Raw genomic sequence first — 21,284 nt, 5'->3', positions numbered from 1 at the left:
GGGCATTGTTCGCAAAACCGTTTCTTCTCAAACCCAGAACCGTCAAAGACGCGGGAACCCGTAAGACGGTTCTGGATGAACCTTACACCCTGATTCCCGATGGCGGAGCTCTTCTGCTAAAAGAATTTCCTGCCCGGGTCAAGGTAGGTGATTCCCTTTTTAAACAATCTTCAGGTACCGTACTTTCTCCGGTAAATGGGGTCGCCTCCTTAGCCCACGGCGAAACCGGAACCCGAGTCCAAATCGTCCAGGACGGAATTTTTCCGGTTAAAAACGAATTGCATCCGAAGATTTGGAAAAAGGAAGAAGCGATCGAAGTCATGGATCGGCTCGGATTGGTCTCTCTGGATTTTCCTGGTCAACCTTTGTCGGATTCTTTTCGAGAAAGATTCAAACCTCGTTTTATTATCTTATCTCCTTATACTCGGTCCCAAGACATAGACTTTACTTCTCGTTTGCGAACCGATCCGGATTGTCATAAATCTTTCATAGATTCTCTTAAACTTTGGTTTCCAGAAACGGAAATCAGGGATTATATTTTAGATAAGAAAATTCCGCTTCGAAATTACGCGTATCCTTGGGGAATTCCGGAATATTTTACGTTTAAAACGGAAAAAATCCCTTTCTCGCGATTCAAAGATGTGATTTATCTAGGTCCGGAAACTTTATATTATCTTTATAGAGCATTATTCGGCGGAATGCCTTTCATTGAGAGAGAGATCAGCCTCTTTTTTTTAGGAAAGAACGGCGGTTTGCGAAAAGCGGGAACTCCTCTTCGGGTTCAAAACGGACAAAACTTAAAATTTCTATTCGAGGAATATGAACATTCTTATTCCCAGTTTACTTTAAATTCTTTTTTCGAATATTATCCCGTTCGCGACACGAAAGAAGGTTTTTACTGGGATATTCGACTTTATTCCTCGCTTATTTTGTTAGCCCGTCATGAAGCTGCTAGGTCCGAATTTCCTTGCGTCGAATGCGGTGAGTGCTCTTTAAACTGCCCGACAAAATCAAATCCGATGGCCTTGACGGTAAGTTTAGGTCAATTCCAGCCCGGTCTTTGCATGGAATGCGGCATCTGCACTTTTCTATGCCCTTCTTTCATTTCCTTAAGAGATCGAATTCGTTCGGTCAAGGAGGAATCAGTTGGCATTTAGTTTTATTCTATCGACCGGAAAGGGTTTTTTTCGCAGGAAGGATCTACTCTTTCCGGATATACTTTCGGCTGTTCTTTGCGTATTTTTATTAGCGTTAGGTTCTGCCGGAACTCTATATATTTTGCTTCCTTTGGGTTTCAGTTTGCTAGTAGGCGCGATCGCGTATTTCTTTTTAACCGATAGAAAGTCGTATGTGTTTTATTGGATTAATCATGCGCTTTATTTTGCTCTTTTAATTCCAAGGGATCAACGATTTGCATTGCATGCGACCTTTGCCGTTTTAATCGGATTCGGGCTTTGGTGGATAGGGGAAAGAAAATTAAGAACTCGCTTTCCTTTAGCTCTAGTCCAGCTTTTAGTATTTCTTTTACTCTATCTCATTCCTGGGATACAAATTTGGTCCCTAACGCCCGGGCTCGGTTTTCAAGATCCGAACTTTACGGATTTATACACTCGCGGAGTCTTTCAAGTGGACGCGAATCCGAGCGAGCGATTTTCCGCTTTGCAGTCTTCCGGAGGCTACTCGATCCTATTGTTATTACCGGTTTTTATGAAAAGACCCGTGGCAATAATTCTTCCGATCGCCTTCGGAGTTTTTTTAGGGTTTTGGACTTTCCAATTCGGCATTCCAGTTAGAGATTTTATTTCGGAACCGATCTGGGCGGCTTCTTTAGCCCTCGCTCTCGCTCTCGCTTTGCCCGGACACAATCTGGAGTCGGTTCTTCCTGTCTCTTTTTTATCCTTGGTACCAATTGCCATCGGAATTTTTTTCATTTCAGCAGGAACCATTCCCTCTTTCACTTGGGTCGCGTCGTTTTTTTTCATTGAATCCCTCCTGATTCGTATTTTCCTAGGAGATAGGATAGAGAAGCATGAACCAGCTCCTGGCTTTACTTAAGCCTGAGACCGTAATATTTGATCTTGAAGGTTCTTCGAAAGAAGAGGTGATTTCACGTCTACTGCAAAAGGCGGTTGATGTCAAACTAATCGGACCGGAAGTTCGGGAACCCGTTTTCGAGTCCCTTCTCGCAAGGGAAAAGTCCATGTCGACGGGCATAGGTAGCGGGGTAGCCATTCCTCATTGCTCCGTAAATCTAGTCGAAGAGCTTAAATGCGTGATGGGCCTTTCGAAGAAAGGGATCGACTTTGACGCAATCGATCACTTGCCCGTTCATATTTTTATTTTATTAATCGTTCCCAAGTCCAAGTTCCAAGAACATATTAAGACCCTCGCTCAGATCGCTAAAACTCTGAATGTCAAGGAAGACAGGGAAAAACTGATCGATTCCAAGGACTTTGAGGAGATTCGGAAAGCCTTTACTCCGTAAGGAACGCGACTTTGTTGGAAGAGGCTAGGCGATTTCTCGTTTTTATCGTTCTACTGTCCGCAGTTTCCGTGTTGTTCTCCCAATTGCGCTCTCTGGATCGGGAGTTTTTAAACGCCGACTCGGGAATCACAAGTGAAGATAGCCGTTCGCTTTCGGTGCAAAAGAGTTTCATCGATTCGTATCTTTCTTTTTGGAAAGGTATTCTTCGCTTCGATCTTGGGCCTACCGAATCCGGAGATCCGGTTCTTTCTCATATCGGTTCCCGATTTTTACCGACTTTTCATCTCGCCTCGTTCGCAATCATCTGGAGCGTACTTTTCGCAATAGGATTCGCATTCTTTGCCTTACTCCTGAAGTCGAGCTGGTTGCGAATATTTTTGGAGACTCTTAGTCAAATCATTCTTTCCACACCGATTTTTGTCTTTGCTGTCGTCCTCTTAGTGTTATTTTTCTTTATTCTAGGGTGGCTTCCTCCCGGCGGTTACGAATCTTGGAATAGTTCCTATGTGATTCTGCCCGGGTTGGCTCTAGGTTCTCGCGTATGGGCCAGATTGTTTCGATTTTCCTTCGGGATGGCGGAAACAGAATCTTCTTCGGCTTACGTGACCGTTCTAAGGGCTCGCGGTTATTCGCCAATGAGGATTCTCTTTCGGCATATTCTTCTTAAAATCTTACCCGTACTTCTTGTATTGATTTTATTGGATTTTAGTTCCTTGTTGTCCGGGGCCATCGTAGTGGAGGAAATATTCTTCTTTCCCGGTATCGGAAAATCGATGTATCATGCAATTCGTACGATGGATGCTCCGCTACTCTCCGCCTTACTTTTTTATAGCGGAACGGTATTTTATATTCTTACAAGAATTTCCGAAAGAGTTCGAGATTCGCTTCTTGGTTGGGAGACGCAATCCGCATGAAGTTTTCGGATTCTGTACGATATGCGATCATTGGAAGTTTTCTAACGATTGCATTAGGCGGCATTCTTTTACATTCTCCTCCGACTCAGGTAGAATTACATGATTCATTTCGATCTATCAGTGCGGGAGCTCCGTTGGGAAAGGATCGACTCGGACGCGATGTCTGGGCGATGCTCGGCTACGGAAGCCTTTCTACGTTTCTTTTTGCATTTCCGGCGCGCGTCCTCACGCTGCTCTTCGCGAGTCTTCTCGGATTACTCGCCTATTCGAGTCCTTTCTTACAGAAAAATCTTTTATCTCCATTATCGTCGGTTTTCGTTTCCATTCCATCCTTATTGCTTGCTCTTCTCGTAATACAGGCGTTTGGCGCAACGGCAGCCTCTCTTTTTATTGCGATTCTTTTGGGTGATTGGGCGCCCGCATATGAAACGTTACGAACCCGAATCGAAGAAGTCCGCGGAAGCGGATACGTCTTGGCGGCTTCTTGTTTCGGCGCCGGAAAGACTTATATTTTTCGAAGCCATATTCTCCCGCAGGCCTTTCAGTTATTGGGAATTCTCTTAACAACCGGACTTCCATCGGTCGTTATGACCTTGGCGATTTTCGGATTTTTAGGAATTTCGGCCGGAGGGGATACGTTCGGTCCGGGCTTAGGAGAGCAAATCGCTTTCTCGAAAGATTATGCCGAATCTGCGCCTTGGGCCTTGATCGTTCCTATCCTTGGAATTCTAGGCTTGGTTTATTCCGTCGGAGGGCGCAAGAATTGAAGTCGCATTTTCCGAAGAGATTTTGTGCCGGCATATTGCTATTTTCGATGCTTCCTATCTGTGGCGGGAGTTCCTTACTTGCGATCGAAGATCTGTATAATTTCCCTTCGATGTCTTCCAAAGAAAAGATAGAATTCGAAAGGGAACGTAAATTGTGTTTCTTTCCTCTTCGAAATCTATCCGGAGATGCCGCTTTGGATTTCTATTCTGCCGGATACGCTTCCGTCCTATATTCCGGATTAAAAACTACGGTACAAATATATGATGAGAATGCTCTCCCTACGTCGATTCAACATCCGTTTGGAAATCAAGATTCCGTAAAACAGGGAAAAGTAAAGGAGGGGGAATGGGATTCCGATCGCCTCGAGAAACTTCGATCCGGTAAACTCGTGGCACCGATCAAAAACGATCCAAGATATCTTTCCCTTAGGTCCGAGCCTTTCGAATCGGAACTTGCTCCCGACGACGGAGGAGTCATTCCCCTAGCTAGGAAAAATAATTGCTTCTATTCCGTTACCGGCGAATTCGAAAAAAAATCCGCCGATGAAATGCGAATAAGAATAGTCTTACGTTCCTTTAAGGACGGGGCAAAAAAAGAATTTTCCCATAAAACCAGTATTAGACGTTCTTATCAAGAATTGAATCCTTTGATCGAGTCCCTAAAAAGTTTTCTTTTAGGGAAATTTACGTTTCGCTTAACGGTTAAATCGGAAGGCATTCTATCCTCCTTGGTATTTTTGGACGGGAATTATATAGGTAAAACCCCTTTAGTTCGAAACGATATACTTCCCGGAATTCACGATGTTCGTGTTACCCGAGACGGTTTTAACGATTGGCGGGGAGAAGTGGATATGCGGACCTCCTCCCAGGAGATCAGTATCCAAATGTTTAAGGAAAAGAAGGAAGGGTTTCTCTCGGTAACATCGGATCCACCCGGTGCGAACGTTTATTTCGGTTCGGAATTGTTAGGGGTAACTCCGCTGAATAGAGTTCCAGTTAAGGTGGGCTGGAATCGCATTCGACTTTCAAAAGAAGGTCATGTGGATATTTTAAAGGGAATCGAGATTAAGAAGGACCAAAACTCGGAAGTTTCCGGCACCCTGAAACAGGGTGATTCGGTTTCATATTATAAAAATAAAAAATACGTTTTCTTGGATCATTCGTACGACGATTTCGCGATCTATTCCTTGTACGGAAGTTTATTGTTCTATGCGGGATATTATTACTTTAATTTAAAGGCCGATTCGATTCTCGAAGGTTCGAGGCCGATGACGAATGCCGTGACGGTTACCGGCCTGGCGACTTTAATTCAGAATTCCTCGAACTTCAATTCGTTTGCGACCGCTTATTACTATCAGTATAATATTCATAGTCAGGCGGAGTCGAAGGCCAATTATTATCGAGGATTGGCGGGATATATCGATCGAGATACGGGAGTTCACGGCGGCTTGATGCTTTACGGAATTGCGGCGATGCTGGTATTTTCAGTTTCCTTTTATGTCTTAGGTTTGGACTCGGAAACCATAGACGTAGGTGTCGCGCCGGTAAGAACGCCGTATTTTGCGAGAGGGTTGGAATATCAGTTCGAGACGGAGACCTATGCAAGATTCAAACATAAATTTTGAATCTTATTTTGTATTTCTTTGAACTGCTTCGACAGCATATTTGTAGAGACGAAAGCTTCCTAAGACGAGAACTCCCTCTCGGGAAAAATCGAATAATCTTTTCGAAAAATCGTTTGGATCCAATGCAAACGATTCGAATCCTTCGGGTAATTTAAATTTGGGACCTTTCAGGAATGCGACTTTCGCTCCGCGATTTTTTACAAAGAGGTCGATATCGTTTGCCATGCTTTCTCCGTCCTTATCCGGTAAAAACCCCGCAATCACGGATAATTTCCTTTCCGGATATAGAACGGAAATGTCCCGAAGAGTGGTTCTTACTGCGTCCGGATTATGTGCAGGATCGAAAATTACGAAAGGATCTCGGGATAAAACCTCTAATCTTCCCGGTGGAGAATGAAAACCGGCTTTCAGTCCGGCCGAATACGAAGCGAAGGGTTTTTCATCAAAGAACCAATTGCAGTCATCCGAATTTGGAATTTTAAGAAAAGATACTATAGATGAAATCCGATCGTAAATAATTCGGGTTGCCCAAACTGCAAAATTCAGATTATAGATTAAATAGGTGTCCTTCAGTGATTTCCTTTCGAAGAATACTAGTTCGATTCCCTTCTCTGAACAAAAAGACCGGACGATCTCATCCAATTCGTTCTCATGAGGCATGGACAATAGTAGTTTGGTCTTTGGCCCCGCTATATTGAGTTTTTCGAGAAGTATTTTTTCCTTGGTGTCACCGAGTATCGCCTTGTGATCCTCTCCGATCGAACATAGTACGACGACATCCGGTTCTGCGAGGCTCGTCGCATCTAGTCTTCCGCCGAGTCCGGCCTCATAGATTTGAATATTCAAATCCTGCGATTCGAAATAGACAAAAGCCCCTAAGGTGAACCATTCAAACCAGGAAAAGTCGGACAATTCCTGTTCTTCGGCGTTCTCAAAAATTATTTTCGCGATACTTTCCAAATCCGTCGATGAAATCGGATCAAAATCCGGTCCCTTTCGGATTCTTTCCGCAGGACTGATGAGATGAGGAGAAGTATATAGGCCGACTCTTTGGTTTAGCTTGGAAAATGTCTGGGAAAGGAAATGAGAGACGGATCCTTTTCCGTTTGTTCCGACCACCGAAATTCGTAAGCGGGGCGAGCTTCTTTTTCTCCAATTATGTTTATCTAAAAAATTTCGAAACGCTTCCAGAGAATATTCTTTGAATACGTTAAAGTTTCTAGTCTTTTCCAAATTAACCAAACTAGAACCGAATTTCAGAAAATCATTAAGAGGCATTCGGGTTTAATTTCCGCTCAACGCGGAACGGAGCCTTTGTCTTCCTTTTTCGATGAGTTCGCTTTCCAATTGAATTCCTGTAAAAAGAAGGAACTGCTCCGCAGCTTGGTACAATAACATCTCGGAGCCGGGTATAATAATAGCTCCGTAAGATTGGGCGATTTTAACGAGCGGAGTTATTAGCGGGTTGTATACGATATCGAAAACGGTTTGGCCGCTGTGAAAGGACGAAGGGGAAAAGACCGGACCCGGATCCTTTCCCTTCATCCCAAGCGGAGTCGTGTGAATAACCAAAGAGAATTCGGCGCATTTTCGTTCGGCAATTTCTAACGAAAGGAAGAAAGACCTTCCCGGTCTAACTCGATTCAGTAAATCTACGATTTCATTTCCCGCATCTTGGTTTCTTGCGGCAATAACCAAGGTCTCTACGTTTCCTTTTTCCAAAAGTGAAAAGGCTATTCCTCTCGCACTCCCTCCGCTTCCCAAGACTAACACTTTTCCGTTCATGGAGGAGGGATTTTGTTCCAATACGGCCCGGACTGCTCCGATTCCGTCCGTATTATGCGCGCTAATCGATCCGTCCCGTAAGACGAGAGTGTTACTTGCTTTCATGGCTTCGGAAGCCCCATCTTTTGTATCCGCCAACCTAAATGCATGTTCCTTATGAGGTATCGTAACAGAAAGTCCTCTAACTCCGAATTTATATAATACGGTTAAGTCCTGTTTTTCAACAGACGAAATGGGAAAGACTAAGTAGCCATAATCTAGACCTAAGTCTTCGTACCACCCGGTGTGCAATAGGGGAGAAAGCGTATGGGAAAGTGGATTTCCAATGACGCCGAAATATTTGGAGGTGTCTCTGAAGATTTTCAAGGATGGTAGGACCGTTTTTTCGCTAAAATTCTCGACTTTATCCCAAAACCCGGAAAACCTGTAAACCAGATGGGAATCCTGGCTTCGTTCTACGATTTTCTTCCTTCCTTCGGCACTCAACCTTTTTTAGTCTTGGCCGCATTCTCCGTTGGATGGTGGACTCCGTTTACTAATGCACTTTTTGTTGTCGGAATTAGCGGCGGTCTTGCCTGGTATTTCTATTTTTACAAGCGCAAAGACTTATTAGGCGGATTTTGGGTGGCCTTTCTGGTCGCATTACTAGGCTCTCTAATCATTCTTTCCATTTTTCAGGATATCATACGAGACATCGTGTTCTGGTTGATATCTCCTAAGGTCGGGATCTATCAACTTTCCAACGTAAACTTGATTGCGGTGCTGATAGGCGGCTATTTGGCTTTATATATCATGAATCGAATCAATCATAACAAGGAACGTCGAGACTGAAACTATAGGATTTACTCATAGTATATTTAATTCTCGCGTCGCTTTCGATCCTTTTCGGCTAAAGTCATTTCTAATATCTTAGTATACTTTAAAAAATTGTAATAAAATCCCATGATTGCAAGGATAAAGCCTCGCCGCCCGTCCAAAAACCCGCAGCGAACGAAATACATCCAGAAAGATTTATAAGAAGCCCTTAAAAAGGCGAAGAGAAGACCCGTGCGTTTTCCTTTAGCGAACTTTTCCGTCGCCGCAAGTTCGGAATATCGATTTATAAAATTCACATGATCATACAGGTTTTGATAAGAGTAATGCAGTACCGGATTTTTTAATTTTCTTTTTTTCCCTTCCAAACGAACCGATTCATGAACTTTTCCGCCGACAAATCTACCCTTGGATTTTTTAAATAAGCGAACTCGATAGTTAGGATACCAACCGCCGTGACGAACCCATTCTCCCATATACATGGTAAGTCTAGGAATGAGAAATCCGTCTTCTTCAGGTTCTCTTCCTCCTAATATCTCTCGGATTTCATTTTCCAGCTTGGTCGATATTTCTTCGTCGGCATCGACGCTCAAAATCCAGCTATTCTTGGCTAATGATACAACGTGATTTTTTTGAGTTACGTAATCGTCGAATTCGCGATGGACTATTTTGGCGCCGAAGGATTTTGCCAGCTCTGCGGTTCTATCACTCGAACCCGAATCTAGAACGATAATCTCATCCACGAATTTTAAAGATGCGAGGCAGCGAGAAATATTATCCTCTTCGTTTAATGTTATGATGCAGGCGGAAATCGGTAGGGGCATTTATATGCGCGAGAAATCCTTGTCGCGAGCGGACTTGAAGTTTGTAGTCAGGGGAATTTCCAGTCGAGCAATCGTCGATTCTTTTCGGATTCCTATGCGGAAGAAAGAAGGGTCGATTCCTTCCCCTTTTAACATAATTAGAATCAAAGCCAATCCTAATCCCGCGCCTTCGGTATTATCCGCATTATCCATATAAAATTGCGCTATGTCAGCATACTGCATTCCCTTTTCGAGTTTTTCTCTTAGGGATTTTTCTTCCTGCGGAGTAACGGGCGTATTATTGATCACTTCGATACGAATTCCGTCCATGGAATAATCGAAACTGATCAAACAGTAATATCCTTTCTTTTTCGCTTTCTGACCGAACTCTTCCGCCATGCTTTCGGAAAATAATTGTCGGTATTCCGAAACCCCTTTGATGTACTGGGTAGCATCCGTTAGATCGTATCCTTTTTCCTCGAAGAAAATTCTTTTTTGGTTTGCCTTACAGGCGTTGATCGATAACTCTTTAACGATAGTATAAATCGTAGGGACGAGCGTGGGATACGTAACTTTGTCCAGGATTAATTCGATTGCTTCCTGGATATGCTCTTCCACGGATCGAGTCATCCTATGTGTTTTGAGGGATAGAATTCTTCCGTTCTCTACCGTAAGCCGGATATTATCGGATATATCCCGGATTTCCTGACCCATTACCTTGAACTTTCCGGAACTCGATTTGTTTGTCAAGAGACTCATACTCGCCATCCCAAAAAAGGTCTTTTCATATTATTTTCTTTGTAAAAATTCTTTTTTTTGGGGACTCTTTTTCCTCAGCTCAATCTCGGTTCTTGAGGCCCAGAGTTGGAGTTGGAAAGGTGTATTCGTAATAGAGCCGGGCTCTTTGGAATATAAAGGGCCCGTAGATTTGTTCGTAAAAGACGGGCTCATCGAGAAGATTTCTCCATCCTCAAACGTCCAGAATCCTCTATTCGTATTACCCGGTTTTTGCGATGCCCATGTCACTTTGGGGGCAAATTCGATCGGCGGTCAAAAAGACAAATTCGAGCTGCAGGAAGACATTCGATCGTTTCTTCTGCATGGATTTGTTTTCCTGCAAAGTATTGCAGATGCCTCCTGGGTGGAAGATCTGGCTCGATCTAGAAGAAAAACCGGCGAATTCCCTAAAATCTCTACTTCTCCTCCGATACTCGTTGCGGATTCGGCTGAACTTCGAAATGCAGGGTCAAAACTCAGCGGTTACAAAATTTTACATAATCAGGAAGAGGCGATCCGCGCAGTTTCGAACAAGGGGACAGGTCGTGCGCATTTATTTTTGCGTCATGATGCCGGAGAACCCTTTCAAATTGACGGACAACTTTTGTATCGGATGAAAACTCAAGCCGACGAAAAAGGCCTTGAATTGGCGGTTTCCGCCTTTGGGGAAGAATTCGCGTCTTGGGAAGCATTGTCCGCAGGTGTGCCGGTATTATATCATCCGATTCCGGAAACTTCTTCGATAGCCCCCGTGTCTAGAAATTTAGTCCAATCTTATTGGGGGCCTATGTTCGGAGTGTACTACAATCAAAAGCAAGTAGGAACTCCGGGGTTTTCCGAGGAATGGAATCGACTATTAGCTTGGAGTCCAAGATTCAAAGAAAGGGCATTTTCGCTCGATTGGATTTCGACCCTGATTCCGTTAGGAGAAAAGGAAAAGGCTGAGGCGGATAAAGAGTACGATTCCTATCTTGCCTTTCTAAAGGGTCGAAAGAATCTGGCCTTACGGATTCTGCTCGCTTCGGGTACCGGCCATTATCTGACCTTTCCGGGAATTGGCGGTTGGAAAGAGATATCCATCTTGTCGGAAATTTTAGGCCCTAAGGAAGCTCTTCGCGCCGCCACAGAAACGGCCTGTACCTACCTTGAAGCCGCACATGAAGGAAAAATTCGTGTAGGGAAATCGGCGCAGTTCCTCGTTTTTAGCGAGGACCCATTGAGCGGATGGGAAAAATTACGCTCGTTGCAGACGGTTGTAACGGAACGTAAAAGAACGGAAATTCTCCCGCCGAAAAAACCGGCTTCTAAACGCGGTCGGTGAAATTCAATTGATAGAGAGGAAGAATATGAAAGACTCCCAGAAAGAATTATTCGAAAAACTTTTGGATGAAAGCTTCCGCAAGAAAGGTGCGCTTGAGCCGGGTGCAAAAGTAACCGCAATCGTAAGCAGCGCAAAATCAGATTATATTTTTATAAAGGCAAAGGGGACGGGAATTTCCGGAATCGTTCTCGCGGAGGAATTTCCCGAAGCTCCTAAACCGGGTCAAGAGTTCGAGGCGTATTTTCTCCGAGAGTCTTCCGGGGATCAATACTTTACGACTTGTTTGCTTGGAGATTCCTTGGAAAAGGATTTAATCTCCGTCGCTCAAGCTTCCGAAATCCCGGTACTTGCGCATATCGTAGGTGAAAACGAATCCGGCGTCGAAGTTAAGTTAGGTGAAGTTACCGGATTTTGTCCATTTTCGCAATTGGATTCGGATCTACGTAAGCAAGGAAATGTAGCCGGAAAATATGTTCGCTTTCTTATCGTAGAAGTCGGAGCGAAGGGTAAGGTAGTAGTTTCCCAGAAAAAAATCGCCGATAAAGAGAAAGAAGCCAAGATATCCGTGTTAAAAGGGGAATTGAAACCCGGAATGTTCGTAACGTGCAGGGTTAAATCCGTTCACACGTTCGGATTGATTGTGGAAGCGGACGGATTGACTGCTCTTGTTCCGGCATCGGAAGCGACTTTCAAAAAAAATACTGATTTGACTTTGGATTTTCACCCAGGGCAGGTACTTCACGCCAAAGTGTTAAAGCTGGATTGGGAAGAAAACAAACATAGCTTTACGGTTAAGGATTTTTTAAAGGATCCTTGGGCTCAGAACGTTCCGTTTAAGGAAGGGGACCTCGTTTCCGGCGTCGTGGATAGCATTAAGCCTTTCGGATTGTTCGTCAAACTAAACGAGAATTTCTCCGGTCTAGTTCCGAATCGGGAAAGCGGAATTTTAAATCGTGTTCCTTTATCGCAAATTTTCAAACCGGGCGACAAGGTGGATGCGTTTGTGATGGAAGTGAATTTATCGAAACGACAAATTTCTTTATCTCTGACCAAGGCAAAAGAAGTGCAGGATCGATTGAATTATAGCGGTTACTTGACCGAAGAAACTTCCTCGACCGGATCCTTCGGCGCGATCTTAGCTAAGTCTTTAAGCAAAGGACAAAAGAAAGGTTAGAGATATGGCTCTCCGGATCGCTTTGTACCGGCCGGAGATTCCGCCTAACACCGGCAATATAGCTAGGCTCTGTGTTGCGTTGGGAGCGGAACTGCATATTGTCGGAGAAGCTGCGTTCGAACTTTCCGAAAAGGCCGCGAGACGTGCAGGATTGGATTATTGGGATAAGGTAAAACTGACTCAGCATTCCACTTGGGAAGAGTTTCGTTCGGGCCTTCCACCGAGATCGGACCTTTATTTAATTTCCACAAAGGGAGTGACTTCCTACACGAAGCCGAATTACGGGCCGGATGATACGCTCCTATTCGGTAATGAAACCTCCGGACTTCCCTCCGAAATTACGAAATCCGTCGACGCGGATCGTGTGATTCGAATTCCCATGGAAGAAGATTGCAGATGTCTAAACTTGAGTAATGCCGTCGCAATCGTAGCTTACGAAGTCTTGCGACAAGTGAGAAAATGGTAAGGAAATTTTCGGAGATAAATTAAGGTTCCGAAGCCACACAAAAGACCCGGTTCATCCCGAATTTAACGAAGTAGCGCTCCCTATAAAAAGACTTACCATCCAAGCCCGCGTAGGATCGCCCAAATACGTTGTGGAAGACAAGTAAGTTGCCGTTGCCGTTTTCGAGAACGGCAAAAGGTTTATCGCCGGAGAAATTTGAGATTTATCTAATATACTTTTTAGTTCCCTTATATTCGGAAGTCTCCAATCCGTTCCGGACGCGAAATTCAGACTATCGCAATAGAGTAATGCATTTTACCAGGTATACGTCGCCGCGGCTCCGAAATCGCAGGACGAACCAGTTAGACCTGCGCTGCATTTTTGCCAAATTAAATGCGTTCCCGAATCCGATACGGATCCCGTTTCCGTTATCGATAAACGGAGCCGGGATCATATCCTTGATCGGGAAATAAAAAAGTGAAAATATCATAAAAATAGAATATATATTCTACATACTTGGCTCCTCGGTCGGGTATTTCTGTTCCTTGAAGAATAGCGCTTAGATTTAGACAAATTTGGACGAGGAAAAATATTCTGCAAAAGAACGAATTTAAGAGGCGGCGTTTCCGGAAAAAACCGAAGACGGATGGATCGAATTTGGAACAAGGGGTTTTTGTCCGAGAAAATTTTGTGTAAAAAAGGTTCGGGAAAAAACCAATGACCGGTTTCTCTGAAGTAGTTTGCGGTTGTTTTCTAAAAATCGGATTTACATTCATTTTAAAAAACGATCCTATGGAAAAATATGGGAATGTCCTTTTCCCTAGGAGAGATCGAGGCCCGAATACGGGATCTCCTAGCAAACGGTTTAGTAGGAAATTCCCAGGATTTCCACGCCTGGATCCGAATGGATGTCATTCGACGATTCCGAGAAGATCCTAAAATCCACCCGGACTGGATTCCCCAAATTCTTGATACCTTGGTCGCTTCCAAGGACGCAATCAGAGGAAAATTCGATCCGAGAGAATATTCACTTTCTCCCGATTCTGCTTTGCACAAAAAAATCGTTAAAAAAGAAGATTACGTCTTTCTCGGAAAAACGGAGTTCCAGCCTATGCAGTATGTTCGAAGCAGGCTCGAGACTTTTCTGCGCGAAAACGGAGTTAACGAAGATTTGATCGTCGATCTCACGATCGGATCGATCGAAGCCGTCGAAAATGCCGTGAAATACGGAGACGGAGGAACGGTAGAAGTCTCTTATGGAATAGAGAGGAACGGGCTTTTTAAAATTCGACTGGTCAACAACCTTAGAGACTTGAATATCGAAGAAGATATCGAAAGAGGAAAATTCTCTTCCACTGCGACTCTGATGCGCGGTATGATGGTAATGCAAAAGCTATTTGATAAAATGGATCTAGAAATTTTAGAGGAACGCAAGCAAGCTCTCTTTATGGCCGAGAAAAAACTTTCTTAGATTCGTAAAGTCTTTCAAAATAGAAAACATTTCTGTCGCAGCGGATTCTAACCAAGAGGAAACAGTATGCCTGCAATTTTTAAACTTCAATCCCCTTATAAAGCCGCAGGCGATCAAATTCAAGCTATCGAAAAAATTGCAACTTCCTTCGAACAGGGGGAGGAGAAAGTCACACTCGTGGGCGTGACCGGTTCTGGTAAGACGTTTACTATGGCGGAAGTAATTGCCAGATTGGGGTTGCCTACTCTGATACTTTCGCATAACAAAACATTGGCGGCGCAGCTATTCAGAGAATTTAAGGACTTCTTCCCTGAAAATGCCGTAGAATATTTCGTATCCTATTACGATTATTATCAACCGGAGGCGTACGTGCCTTCGTCGGATGTGTTCATCGAAAAGGACATGTCGGTGAACGAGGAAATAGATAAGCTTAGACTTCGGGCGACATCCTCGCTTTTGGAAAGGGACGATGTCATTATAGTAAGTTCGGTTTCCTGCATTTACGGATTGGGATCCCCCGAGGAATATATGAAATCCGTAGTTTCATTAAAAAAGGGAGATACGATCGATCGAGACCAGGTGATTCGTCAATTACTTCATATCCAGTATATCCGGAACGATATCGATTTTTCTAGAGGAAACTTTAGAGTACGGGGAGATTCTATCGAGGTGTACCCGGCATATCATACGGACGGGATTCGCATCGAATTCTTCGGGGACGAGATCGACGCAATTACCAGAATTCAGACGGTCACCGGGCAGGTCATCGCCAAACTCGATCGTTGCTTCATTTATCCTGCAAAGCACTTTATCATGTCTTCTCCGATGATAAAAGACGCAATCGAAGTCATAAAGAATGAAATGGTGGAGCAGGAAGCGAAGTTCAATAAGGAGAACAAATTTTTGGAAGCGCAACGCATCGTGTCCCGTACGAACTACGATATGGAAATGCTTCAGGAAATGGGGTATTGCAACGGAATCGAAAATTATTCCCGTCACTTAACTGGAAGAAAAGAGGGAGAACGACCTGCGTGCTTAATTGATTATTTTCGCGGAGATTTTTTGCTTATTGTCGACGAATCGCACGTAACCATTCCGCAGGTGGGTGGGATGTATGCAGGAGACCGAGCCAGGAAACAAACTCTGGTGGATTTCGGATTTAGATTACCTTCCGCGCTGGATAATCGCCCGTTAAATTTTCCCGAATTTGAAAGTTTAACTCCAAGAACCTTGTACGTATCCGCGACTCCTGCGGACTACGAGATGCAAAAAAGTAAGACGATCGTTGAACAAATCATTCGACCAACAGGATTATTGGATCCGGTTGTGGAAGTTCGCCCGACGAAAAATCAGGTCGAAGATCTTTTGATCGAGATTCGTAAACGAGTAGATCGCGATGAAAGGGTACTAGTAACGACTCTTACAAAAAAAATGTCGGAAGACCTAACGGACTATTATAAGGAACTCGGAATTAAGGTCTCTTATTTGCACTCCGAAGTGGACACTTTGGAGAGGGTCGAGATCATTCGAGATCTGCGGAAAGGGGTATACGACGTTCTCGTCGGAATCAATTTGCTTCGGGAAGGCTTGGATCTTCCGGAAGTGACGCTAGTCGCTATTTTGGACGCGGACAAGGAAGGATTTTTAAGAAATTATAAATCTCTAATACAAACTATCGGTCGGGCGGCTCGTAACATAAACGGGACGGCGGTCTTATACGCCGATAAAACGACGGATTCGATGGAAAAGGCCATCGGAGAAACGCGTCGTCGTCGTACGATTCAGGAAGAGCATAATAGGAAATACAGAATTTCTCCGAAAACGATTTCGAAGGAAATAAACGACATGATCGATCGGGAGCAAAAAGAATATACCTTAGAAGAGGCGGCGTTAGAGAGTATCGAGAAGCAATTTAAAGAAAAGAATTTTTCTTCCAAAGAGGAACTAAAAGAACGCCTTCGAGAGGAAATGCTTAAAGCCGCGAAAGAGTTGGACTTCGAGCGCGCCGCAATGCTCCGAGATAAAATGCTCTCTTTGAAAGTGTAACGAGAGACGATATAAAATGCTGACCGAAATTACGATCGGAATCACTGCGGCTTTCAGTTTATACGCGTTAATGGGCAATCCGGAACTTCTGGAGAAGTTTTTATTGCGGCCGTTTCGGGATTCAAGGGAAGGGCGATACTATACGCTGATTACAAGCGCCTTCCTGCATTCTGATATTTTCCACTTGATGTTTAATATGATCACTCTGTATTTCTTCGGACCTGCCGTGGAATATACGATCGGCGGCTTAGGTTTTGTAGGAATTTATTTCACCGCAATTTTAGCCGCGAGCGGAGTATCTTTTCTCAAAAATAAGGACAATCCGGCTTACGGAACTTTGGGCGCATCCGGTGGAACTTCGGGAATCGTATTTGCCTCCGTCTTATTTTATCCGCAGTCCAGTATATATATGTTTTTGATTCCGATCCCGATACCGGCTCCGATTTTCGCATTAGCGTATCTCGGCTATACGTATTATGCTTCGAAAAAAGGACAGGACGGAGTGAATCACGACGCACATCTTTACGGAGCTTTGGCAGGAATTGCTTACGCAATTTTCGCTAAGCCGGATTCTGTATTTAAGTTTTTTCACTATATTCTTGCGGTATTCCAATGATTCATTATCGCTCATAGAACGGACATCGTTTCGTAAATCTTTTGCCGCATAATATGTGCGAATAAACGAAGGTTCTTAAATTTTCGCCTCCTCTTTATTTTGATATAATTTATTTCCAGCTCTGAGATAATAGAAATTGCTAAATGATTCGCTTTTTCCCCCGAAAGCGATCTTATTCGAATACGGACTTTTTCGACGAACATGAAGTATTTATGGCGAGCTAGATTAGATATTCGATTTTTATTTATCTTTGCAAGTATCCCCCTATGTCTCGATTGCGCGATCCATAGGCATAACGATTGTGACCATTCCACTACGATGTTCGAATTGGGAACCGTTTTGAAAGCAACGACGGGACGAACTATATCCGGATGTATACCTCCTCACGATAACCTAGGAATTTTGGATTATGCGCGTTTGCTCGGGATCGGAGGAGCATCGACTCAGTCGTACGGAATCGCGATTGATTCCACAGGCAACATTTATATAGCCGGAATTACGAACGGAAATCTCGGCGGGCAAACATTTACGGGTGCGACCGGCGGCGCTAATAATAATTTATTTTTGTCTAGATACGATTCTCAGGGAAATCGTCTTTGGACAAGGTTACTCGGAGCTTCCGCTGCCGATACTGAAGCTTTGGCAGTTACGACGGATTCTGCCGGAGGCATTTATTTGACAGGAAAAACTACCGGCTCGATCGGGGGACAAGCGGCACCGGCCGGTACGGGGATGTTTACCGCCAAATACGATTTGAACGGGAATTTACTTTGGACCCGAGTCATCACTTCTATCGTAGGATATTACGCTACCTCTTACGGAATCGGAGCCGATGCCCTCGGAAATATCTATTCGGGCGGATTTACCAACAATACGTTCGACTCGCATCCTCTTATCACTGGTGGAGCAGCCGATTCTTACGTTGTGAAATATGACTCGAACGGAAATGAACTAACAAGCTGGGTATTCGGCGGGCCTGCAAACGTCTATGGATTCGGATTCGCCGCAAACTCGTTCGGGAATATTCACGCGACAGGTTATACCCAAGGGAATTTGTTCGGACAGACTTTCATCGGATCTTCTCCCAATAAAAACTTTTTTCTGGTTAAGTTTGATACGAACGGAAATCAACTCTGGACTCAACTTCTGGGTTCGGTTTCGGCGGGAACCGAGGCATACGGTTACGGTATCACCGTTGATGCATTCGGAAATATTTATACTGCCGGGAATGCAAACGTGAGTATCGGAGGTCAAGTGTATTCAGGCGGTGGTCTGACCTATTACGATCTTCTTGTGACCAAATACGATCCGAACGGGAACTTGCTTTGGGTCAGAATGTTGGGAACGCCCGGCGGGAATGTAAAAGGAAATTCGATAACGGTGGATTTTTTAGGCAATGTGTACGCGACCGGCTTTACGTCTGCATCTTTGGATGGACAGCCGTTTTCGGGTGGAACATACGATTTGTTCGTAGTAAAATACGACGCCAATGGAAATAAAAAATGGACAAAACTTTTAGGCGCCGGTGCTAATACGAATGCAACTGGTATTTCCGTCGATTTCCCTGGAAACGTGTATGGAACCGGCTATACAAGCGCCTCCTTACTCGGCCAACCATATTCCGGAGGCACCGACGATTCCTTTTTAATCAAATACGAATAGTTATAAGTACTCGGGAAATCGTCTTACTAGTTGGATTTTATCGGACTATCAACCGCCTTTGGCGATCTTTTCTTTTATAAAGGATTTAAACTTATCGGAACCGAAGCTTACGTCCATACGTATGATTTCTGGAGCCAAATAAGGGTGTTTTTTCATAATGAATTCTTCGATCGCAGGATAATTCTCGGCCTTGGCCTTTAATAGAAGTTTATTCTCCGAATCGATCGTTAGTTTCCCTTCCCATTGATAAAGAAGTGCGACTTCCGGAAAAATCGTACCGCTAACGATAATTCCTTGCTGGAGCATTTCGGCGATATACTCTTCGGCCAAATCGCGGTCAGCTAGTGTAGTAAAAACGAGAATTTCTTGGGATGCCATTCTTTCCTCCGAAAGGAAGGAAATTACGCTCTCGCCCAAGTTTGTCCAGTCTTTCTCAACTAGAAAGGCGGTATATTATAAACGGTTAAAGGTGAGACGGCTTAATATCTAGGTGCATTTGGATTTGCGTAATTTCCCTTTCCGGAGTTCGGCATGGAACCGCCCGACGAGGACGGATCAAAGTGGTTGCAAACGTTCTGGCATGTCCCTACACAGTTCCATCTTTTTCTATCTACGGAGATCGCAGTAAAAACGGTTTCGACACTAGGAATCGGAAATTCCTTCCAGCACTTATCTTTACAGCTATTATACAGAACCGTGCAATTTTTTGCGGTCTTCGAATCTCCGCCCTCGGCCGACATCACTTCGAATAATCGCCTTTCTTCTTCGCTTTTAAAGGTCGGCTTCTTTCCCGCTTTCTTAAGTTCTTCGTGCGAAAGATTTGCCTCGTCCACATCGGGAACATTTTGTAGAACAGCCCTTTCTTTTCCTTTCGGTCCGGCACCTCTGCTCCAATCAACGGCGAAAAAGCAGTGGGAGAGCGAGAAAAGGAAGGTTGCGAGCAGAAAAACTCTCTTACCCTTAAGTGAGACTAGGGAAGACATGACTCCAGACTTTAATCTATTTCGCTTCATGCAAGGAAAGATTCTTTTGATGTGGCGAAAAGATCGATCTTACTCCTCTAAAAAGAAATATATTAACGGAACATATCAATGGTCTAAAAGATTGAGAGACTACTTTTAGCAGGAGGAGTTTTGATCGCTCGCAACTTCTCGCCTGCCTCTCGTTAGAGAACGGAATGAGACATTTAGTAAAACAATCGAAGACTTCGATTTTCTCCGTTTTTCCCGAGAAAATTTTGGAAAAATATTTCCAGTCGATTCGTCCAATTAGATTGCAAGTTGAAAGGTCTTTCGTTAGGTTCTCAGAAAGGTACATTTCGTAAAAAAGTAAGGATGGGATTCGATTTTGCGTTTTAAGATTTTCATAACGATATTCTCTCTAATTGCTTTTTCGAATTGTAGCGCCCTTGCTTTGGGTTGGGTAAAGCTTCCTGACGGAGTTAATTGGGAACACCCAGGAACGCTAGATAGAACTCCCGCCGAAGGTTTTCCGGTGCATTTTCCCGAGGAAGCGGGAATGGATTCCAAGCCATTAGTCGAACTTTCTCAAAAGTTGAGAAAGGAAAAAACCGAAGTTCGTTCCTTGCTAATTCTCAAAGACAGAAATCTTATATGGGAAAGATATGCAGGCGGAATATCTCGAAATCATAATCATAATATGTATTCGGTAACCAAGTCCATGCTCTCTTTTCTGCTCGGTATCTGCTACAGCAACTCCTGCGGAGTGAATCTAGATGAGAGTTTGGCGAGAGCGGAAGAAAACCTTCCCGGAATTCTTCCATCCGAGTTGGCTGGAAAGGAATCCATCAGGTTAAAGGATGCGCTTCGAATGAGTTCCGGAATGGGTTGGGATTCATTTCCTAGGAAAGAAGAGATTCGAACGGATGCCGATCCGTTAGCAGTCGCTTGGGAACCACCGGTATCTTCGCCGCCGGGATCTAAATTCGAATATTCCAACGGAGATTCGCAACTTGCCGCAGGTTATTTGGAAGCAAAGACCGGTAAGAGTCTATATGAATATGCAAAGAATACAGCGTTCTCCTGGTTGGGGATTCGGGGAGAGGAATGGTATACTTCTTCCTCGGGACGTCAAACAGGAGGATTCGGCCTAAGATTGAGAGCGATCGACATGGCTAAACTGGGACAACTGTATTTAGAAGGCGGCAAATGGTACGGGAAACAGATCCTACGTCCCGAATGGATCGCCTGGACTCTGGAGCCGGGAGTGGAACATCGCTACGGGTTGCATTGGTGGCTTCATGAATTCGAAGGTAAGTCGACGTTTATGGCCACCGGAAAGGGCGGACAATTTATCTATGTGATCCCTCACAGGAAAATCGTCATCGTAATCACGTCCGCGATTTGGGATAAGCCTTCCGATGTACTTCTTACATCCGTATTGGAATCGGTTAAAGCTTCCATACAATCCCGGGATAAACAAGTGACTCGAGAAAAAGAGGAAGCGGTTCTGAGGGAATTGAAACTGGCCCGTAAATCATCTTTGGATCCAAAACTAAAAGACGGGGCGGATGAAACCAAATTGGCCATTCAGCCGGGGCATCAACCCTCTCACCCATAA

Annotated in this window: 21 protein-coding genes and 1 pseudogene; 15 read left to right on the top strand and 7 right to left on the bottom strand. The window is 44.2% G+C overall.

The window, feature by feature from the left end; genetic code table 11:
- Positions 1–5 precede the first annotated feature (5 nt).
- From LEP1GSC050_RS08995 to LEP1GSC050_RS08970, 6 genes are read left to right on the top strand one after another with little or no spacing between them, the layout of a single operon-like run.
- Positions 6–1,157, top strand: coding sequence for an oxidoreductase (locus LEP1GSC050_RS08995; RefSeq protein WP_010570889.1), 1,152 nt, complete (start codon positions 6–8; stop codon positions 1,155–1,157).
- Positions 1,147–2,055: a hypothetical protein gene (locus LEP1GSC050_RS08990; protein ID WP_010570888.1), complete on the top strand. Its 909-nt coding sequence runs from the start codon at positions 1,147–1,149 to the stop codon at positions 2,053–2,055. Before LEP1GSC050_RS08995 ends, LEP1GSC050_RS08990 begins: the two co-directional genes overlap by 11 nt.
- A complete protein-coding gene (locus LEP1GSC050_RS08985) occupies positions 2,030–2,485 on the top strand; it encodes a PTS sugar transporter subunit IIA (RefSeq protein WP_010570887.1) in 456 nt (151 codons plus the stop codon). The genes LEP1GSC050_RS08990 and LEP1GSC050_RS08985 overlap by 26 nt, the downstream gene beginning before the upstream one ends.
- Before the next feature lie 11 nt (positions 2,486–2,496).
- Positions 2,497–3,399 carry an ABC transporter permease gene (locus LEP1GSC050_RS08980; protein ID WP_010570886.1) on the top strand — a complete coding sequence of 301 codons (903 nt, stop codon included), beginning with the start codon at positions 2,497–2,499 and terminating at the stop codon, positions 3,397–3,399.
- A complete protein-coding gene (locus LEP1GSC050_RS08975) occupies positions 3,396–4,166 on the top strand; it encodes an ABC transporter permease subunit (protein WP_010570885.1) in 771 nt (256 codons plus the stop codon). Before LEP1GSC050_RS08980 ends, LEP1GSC050_RS08975 begins: the two co-directional genes overlap by 4 nt.
- The gene (locus LEP1GSC050_RS08970; RefSeq protein ID WP_010570884.1) at positions 4,163–5,791 is read left to right on the top strand and encodes a PEGA domain-containing protein; all 1,629 of its coding nucleotides are present in this window, start codon (positions 4,163–4,165) and stop codon (positions 5,789–5,791) included. Before LEP1GSC050_RS08975 ends, LEP1GSC050_RS08970 begins: the two co-directional genes overlap by 4 nt.
- Before the next feature lie 3 nt (positions 5,792–5,794).
- On the opposite strand, the gene LEP1GSC050_RS08965 is transcribed toward LEP1GSC050_RS08970, so the two are convergent.
- Positions 5,795–7,069: a glutamate ligase domain-containing protein gene (locus LEP1GSC050_RS08965; RefSeq protein ID WP_010570883.1), complete on the bottom strand. Its 1,275-nt coding sequence runs from the start codon at positions 7,067–7,069 to the stop codon at positions 5,795–5,797.
- 6 nt (positions 7,070–7,075) lie between these two features.
- Positions 7,076–7,942, bottom strand: coding sequence for a shikimate dehydrogenase (gene aroE, locus LEP1GSC050_RS08960; RefSeq protein WP_010570882.1), 867 nt, complete (start codon positions 7,940–7,942; stop codon positions 7,076–7,078).
- 69 nt (positions 7,943–8,011) lie between these two features.
- Here aroE and LEP1GSC050_RS08955 point away from each other — a divergent pair, with 69 nt between their 5' ends.
- On the top strand, positions 8,012–8,407 hold the full coding sequence (locus LEP1GSC050_RS08955) for a hypothetical protein (RefSeq protein WP_010414739.1): 396 nt from the start codon (positions 8,012–8,014) through the stop codon (positions 8,405–8,407).
- 26 nt (positions 8,408–8,433) lie between these two features.
- Here the strand turns inward: LEP1GSC050_RS08955 and LEP1GSC050_RS08950 are convergent, their stop codons facing one another.
- Together LEP1GSC050_RS08950 and LEP1GSC050_RS08945 are read right to left on the bottom strand one after the other, a co-directional pair.
- A complete protein-coding gene (locus LEP1GSC050_RS08950) occupies positions 8,434–9,213 on the bottom strand; it encodes a glycosyltransferase family 2 protein (RefSeq protein WP_010570881.1) in 780 nt (259 codons plus the stop codon).
- Positions 9,214–9,906, bottom strand: a complete 693-nt coding sequence (locus LEP1GSC050_RS08945; RefSeq protein WP_010570880.1) for a histidine kinase — start codon at positions 9,904–9,906, stop codon at positions 9,214–9,216.
- 25 nt (positions 9,907–9,931) lie between these two features.
- Here LEP1GSC050_RS08945 and LEP1GSC050_RS08940 point away from each other — a divergent pair, with 25 nt between their 5' ends.
- The 3 genes from LEP1GSC050_RS08940 to LEP1GSC050_RS08930 are packed head-to-tail and all read left to right on the top strand — an operon-like array spanning position 9,932 to position 12,930.
- Complete coding sequence (locus LEP1GSC050_RS08940) at positions 9,932–11,290, top strand: hypothetical protein (protein WP_040911566.1); 1,359 nt, start codon at positions 9,932–9,934, stop codon at positions 11,288–11,290.
- Positions 11,291–11,315: 25 nt separating this feature from the next.
- The gene (locus LEP1GSC050_RS08935) at positions 11,316–12,464 is read left to right on the top strand and encodes a S1 RNA-binding domain-containing protein (protein ID WP_020987591.1); all 1,149 of its coding nucleotides are present in this window, start codon (positions 11,316–11,318) and stop codon (positions 12,462–12,464) included.
- Between the two features lie 4 nt (positions 12,465–12,468).
- Positions 12,469–12,930 (top strand): tRNA (cytidine(34)-2'-O)-methyltransferase, encoded by a 462-nt coding sequence (locus LEP1GSC050_RS08930; RefSeq protein WP_010570878.1) that lies wholly within the window; start codon positions 12,469–12,471, stop codon positions 12,928–12,930.
- Between the two features lie 51 nt (positions 12,931–12,981).
- Here LEP1GSC050_RS08930 and LEP1GSC050_RS21320 read toward each other — a convergent pair.
- Positions 12,982–13,212 (bottom strand): annotated as a pseudogene (locus LEP1GSC050_RS21320) (Lcl C-terminal domain-containing protein); the annotation flags it as partial.
- 505 nt (positions 13,213–13,717) lie between these two features.
- On the opposite strand from LEP1GSC050_RS21320, the gene LEP1GSC050_RS08920 reads away from it, so the two are divergent.
- From LEP1GSC050_RS08920 to LEP1GSC050_RS08900, 4 genes are all read left to right on the top strand, one after another.
- Entirely contained in the window at positions 13,718–14,380 is a 663-nt protein-coding gene (locus LEP1GSC050_RS08920) for an ATP-binding protein (protein ID WP_010570876.1), read from the top strand.
- A 66-nt stretch (positions 14,381–14,446) separates the two neighbouring features.
- Entirely contained in the window at positions 14,447–16,426 is a 1,980-nt protein-coding gene (uvrB, locus tag LEP1GSC050_RS08915) for an excinuclease ABC subunit UvrB (protein ID WP_010570875.1), read from the top strand.
- Between the two features lie 16 nt (positions 16,427–16,442).
- Positions 16,443–17,042: a rhomboid family intramembrane serine protease gene (locus LEP1GSC050_RS08910; RefSeq protein ID WP_010570874.1), complete on the top strand. Its 600-nt coding sequence runs from the start codon at positions 16,443–16,445 to the stop codon at positions 17,040–17,042.
- A gap of 201 nt (positions 17,043–17,243) precedes the next feature.
- Positions 17,244–18,704 (top strand): SBBP repeat-containing protein, encoded by a 1,461-nt coding sequence (locus LEP1GSC050_RS08900; protein ID WP_010570872.1) that lies wholly within the window; start codon positions 17,244–17,246, stop codon positions 18,702–18,704.
- A 48-nt stretch (positions 18,705–18,752) separates the two neighbouring features.
- On the opposite strand, the gene cutA is transcribed toward LEP1GSC050_RS08900, so the two are convergent.
- Positions 18,753–19,082 carry a divalent-cation tolerance protein CutA gene (gene cutA / locus LEP1GSC050_RS08895; RefSeq protein WP_040911249.1) on the bottom strand — a complete coding sequence of 110 codons (330 nt, stop codon included), beginning with the start codon at positions 19,080–19,082 and terminating at the stop codon, positions 18,753–18,755.
- A gap of 101 nt (positions 19,083–19,183) precedes the next feature.
- Positions 19,184–19,717 (bottom strand): LIC_10730 family protein, encoded by a 534-nt coding sequence (locus LEP1GSC050_RS08890; protein WP_232225681.1) that lies wholly within the window; start codon positions 19,715–19,717, stop codon positions 19,184–19,186.
- Between the two features lie 334 nt (positions 19,718–20,051).
- Here LEP1GSC050_RS08890 and LEP1GSC050_RS08880 point away from each other — a divergent pair, with 334 nt between their 5' ends.
- On the top strand, positions 20,052–21,284 hold the full coding sequence (locus tag LEP1GSC050_RS08880) for a serine hydrolase domain-containing protein (RefSeq protein ID WP_010570868.1): 1,233 nt from the start codon (positions 20,052–20,054) through the stop codon (positions 21,282–21,284).

Origin of the sequence: Leptospira broomii serovar Hurstbridge str. 5399 (assembly GCF_000243715.2) — a bacterium.
In the GTDB taxonomy this organism is placed as follows: Bacteria; Spirochaetota; Leptospiria; order Leptospirales; family Leptospiraceae; genus Leptospira_B; species Leptospira_B broomii.
The sequence above is the reverse complement of the archived record's forward strand: the minus strand, read 5'-3'. Positions and strand labels throughout refer to the sequence as shown.

Bases quoted from the DNA above. Each gene is read 5' to 3' on its own strand.
- LEP1GSC050_RS08900 (WP_010570872.1), top strand. From the start codon at position 17,244: ATGAAGTATTTATGGCGAGCTAGATTAGATATTCGATTTTTATTTATC.
- LEP1GSC050_RS08975 (WP_010570885.1), top strand. From the start codon at position 3,396: ATGAAGTTTTCGGATTCTGTACGATATGCGATCATTGGAAGTTTTCTA.
- LEP1GSC050_RS08920 (WP_010570876.1), top strand. From the start codon at position 13,718: ATGTCCTTTTCCCTAGGAGAGATCGAGGCCCGAATACGGGATCTCCTA.
- LEP1GSC050_RS08890 (WP_232225681.1), bottom strand. From the start codon at position 19,717: ATGAAGCGAAATAGATTAAAGTCTGGAGTCATGTCTTCCCTAGTCTCA.
- LEP1GSC050_RS08950 (WP_010570881.1), bottom strand. From the start codon at position 9,213: ATGCCCCTACCGATTTCCGCCTGCATCATAACATTAAACGAAGAGGAT.
- LEP1GSC050_RS08935 (WP_020987591.1), top strand. From the start codon at position 11,316: ATGAAAGACTCCCAGAAAGAATTATTCGAAAAACTTTTGGATGAAAGC.
- cutA (WP_040911249.1), bottom strand. From the start codon at position 19,082: ATGGCATCCCAAGAAATTCTCGTTTTTACTACACTAGCTGACCGCGAT.
- uvrB (WP_010570875.1), top strand. From the start codon at position 14,447: ATGCCTGCAATTTTTAAACTTCAATCCCCTTATAAAGCCGCAGGCGAT.
- LEP1GSC050_RS08965 (WP_010570883.1), bottom strand. From the start codon at position 7,069: ATGCCTCTTAATGATTTTCTGAAATTCGGTTCTAGTTTGGTTAATTTG.
- LEP1GSC050_RS08985 (WP_010570887.1), top strand. From the start codon at position 2,030: ATGAACCAGCTCCTGGCTTTACTTAAGCCTGAGACCGTAATATTTGAT.
- LEP1GSC050_RS08930 (WP_010570878.1), top strand. From the start codon at position 12,469: ATGGCTCTCCGGATCGCTTTGTACCGGCCGGAGATTCCGCCTAACACC.
- LEP1GSC050_RS08945 (WP_010570880.1), bottom strand. From the start codon at position 9,906: ATGGGTCAGGAAATCCGGGATATATCCGATAATATCCGGCTTACGGTA.
- LEP1GSC050_RS08955 (WP_010414739.1), top strand. From the start codon at position 8,012: ATGGGAATCCTGGCTTCGTTCTACGATTTTCTTCCTTCCTTCGGCACT.
- LEP1GSC050_RS08910 (WP_010570874.1), top strand. From the start codon at position 16,443: ATGCTGACCGAAATTACGATCGGAATCACTGCGGCTTTCAGTTTATAC.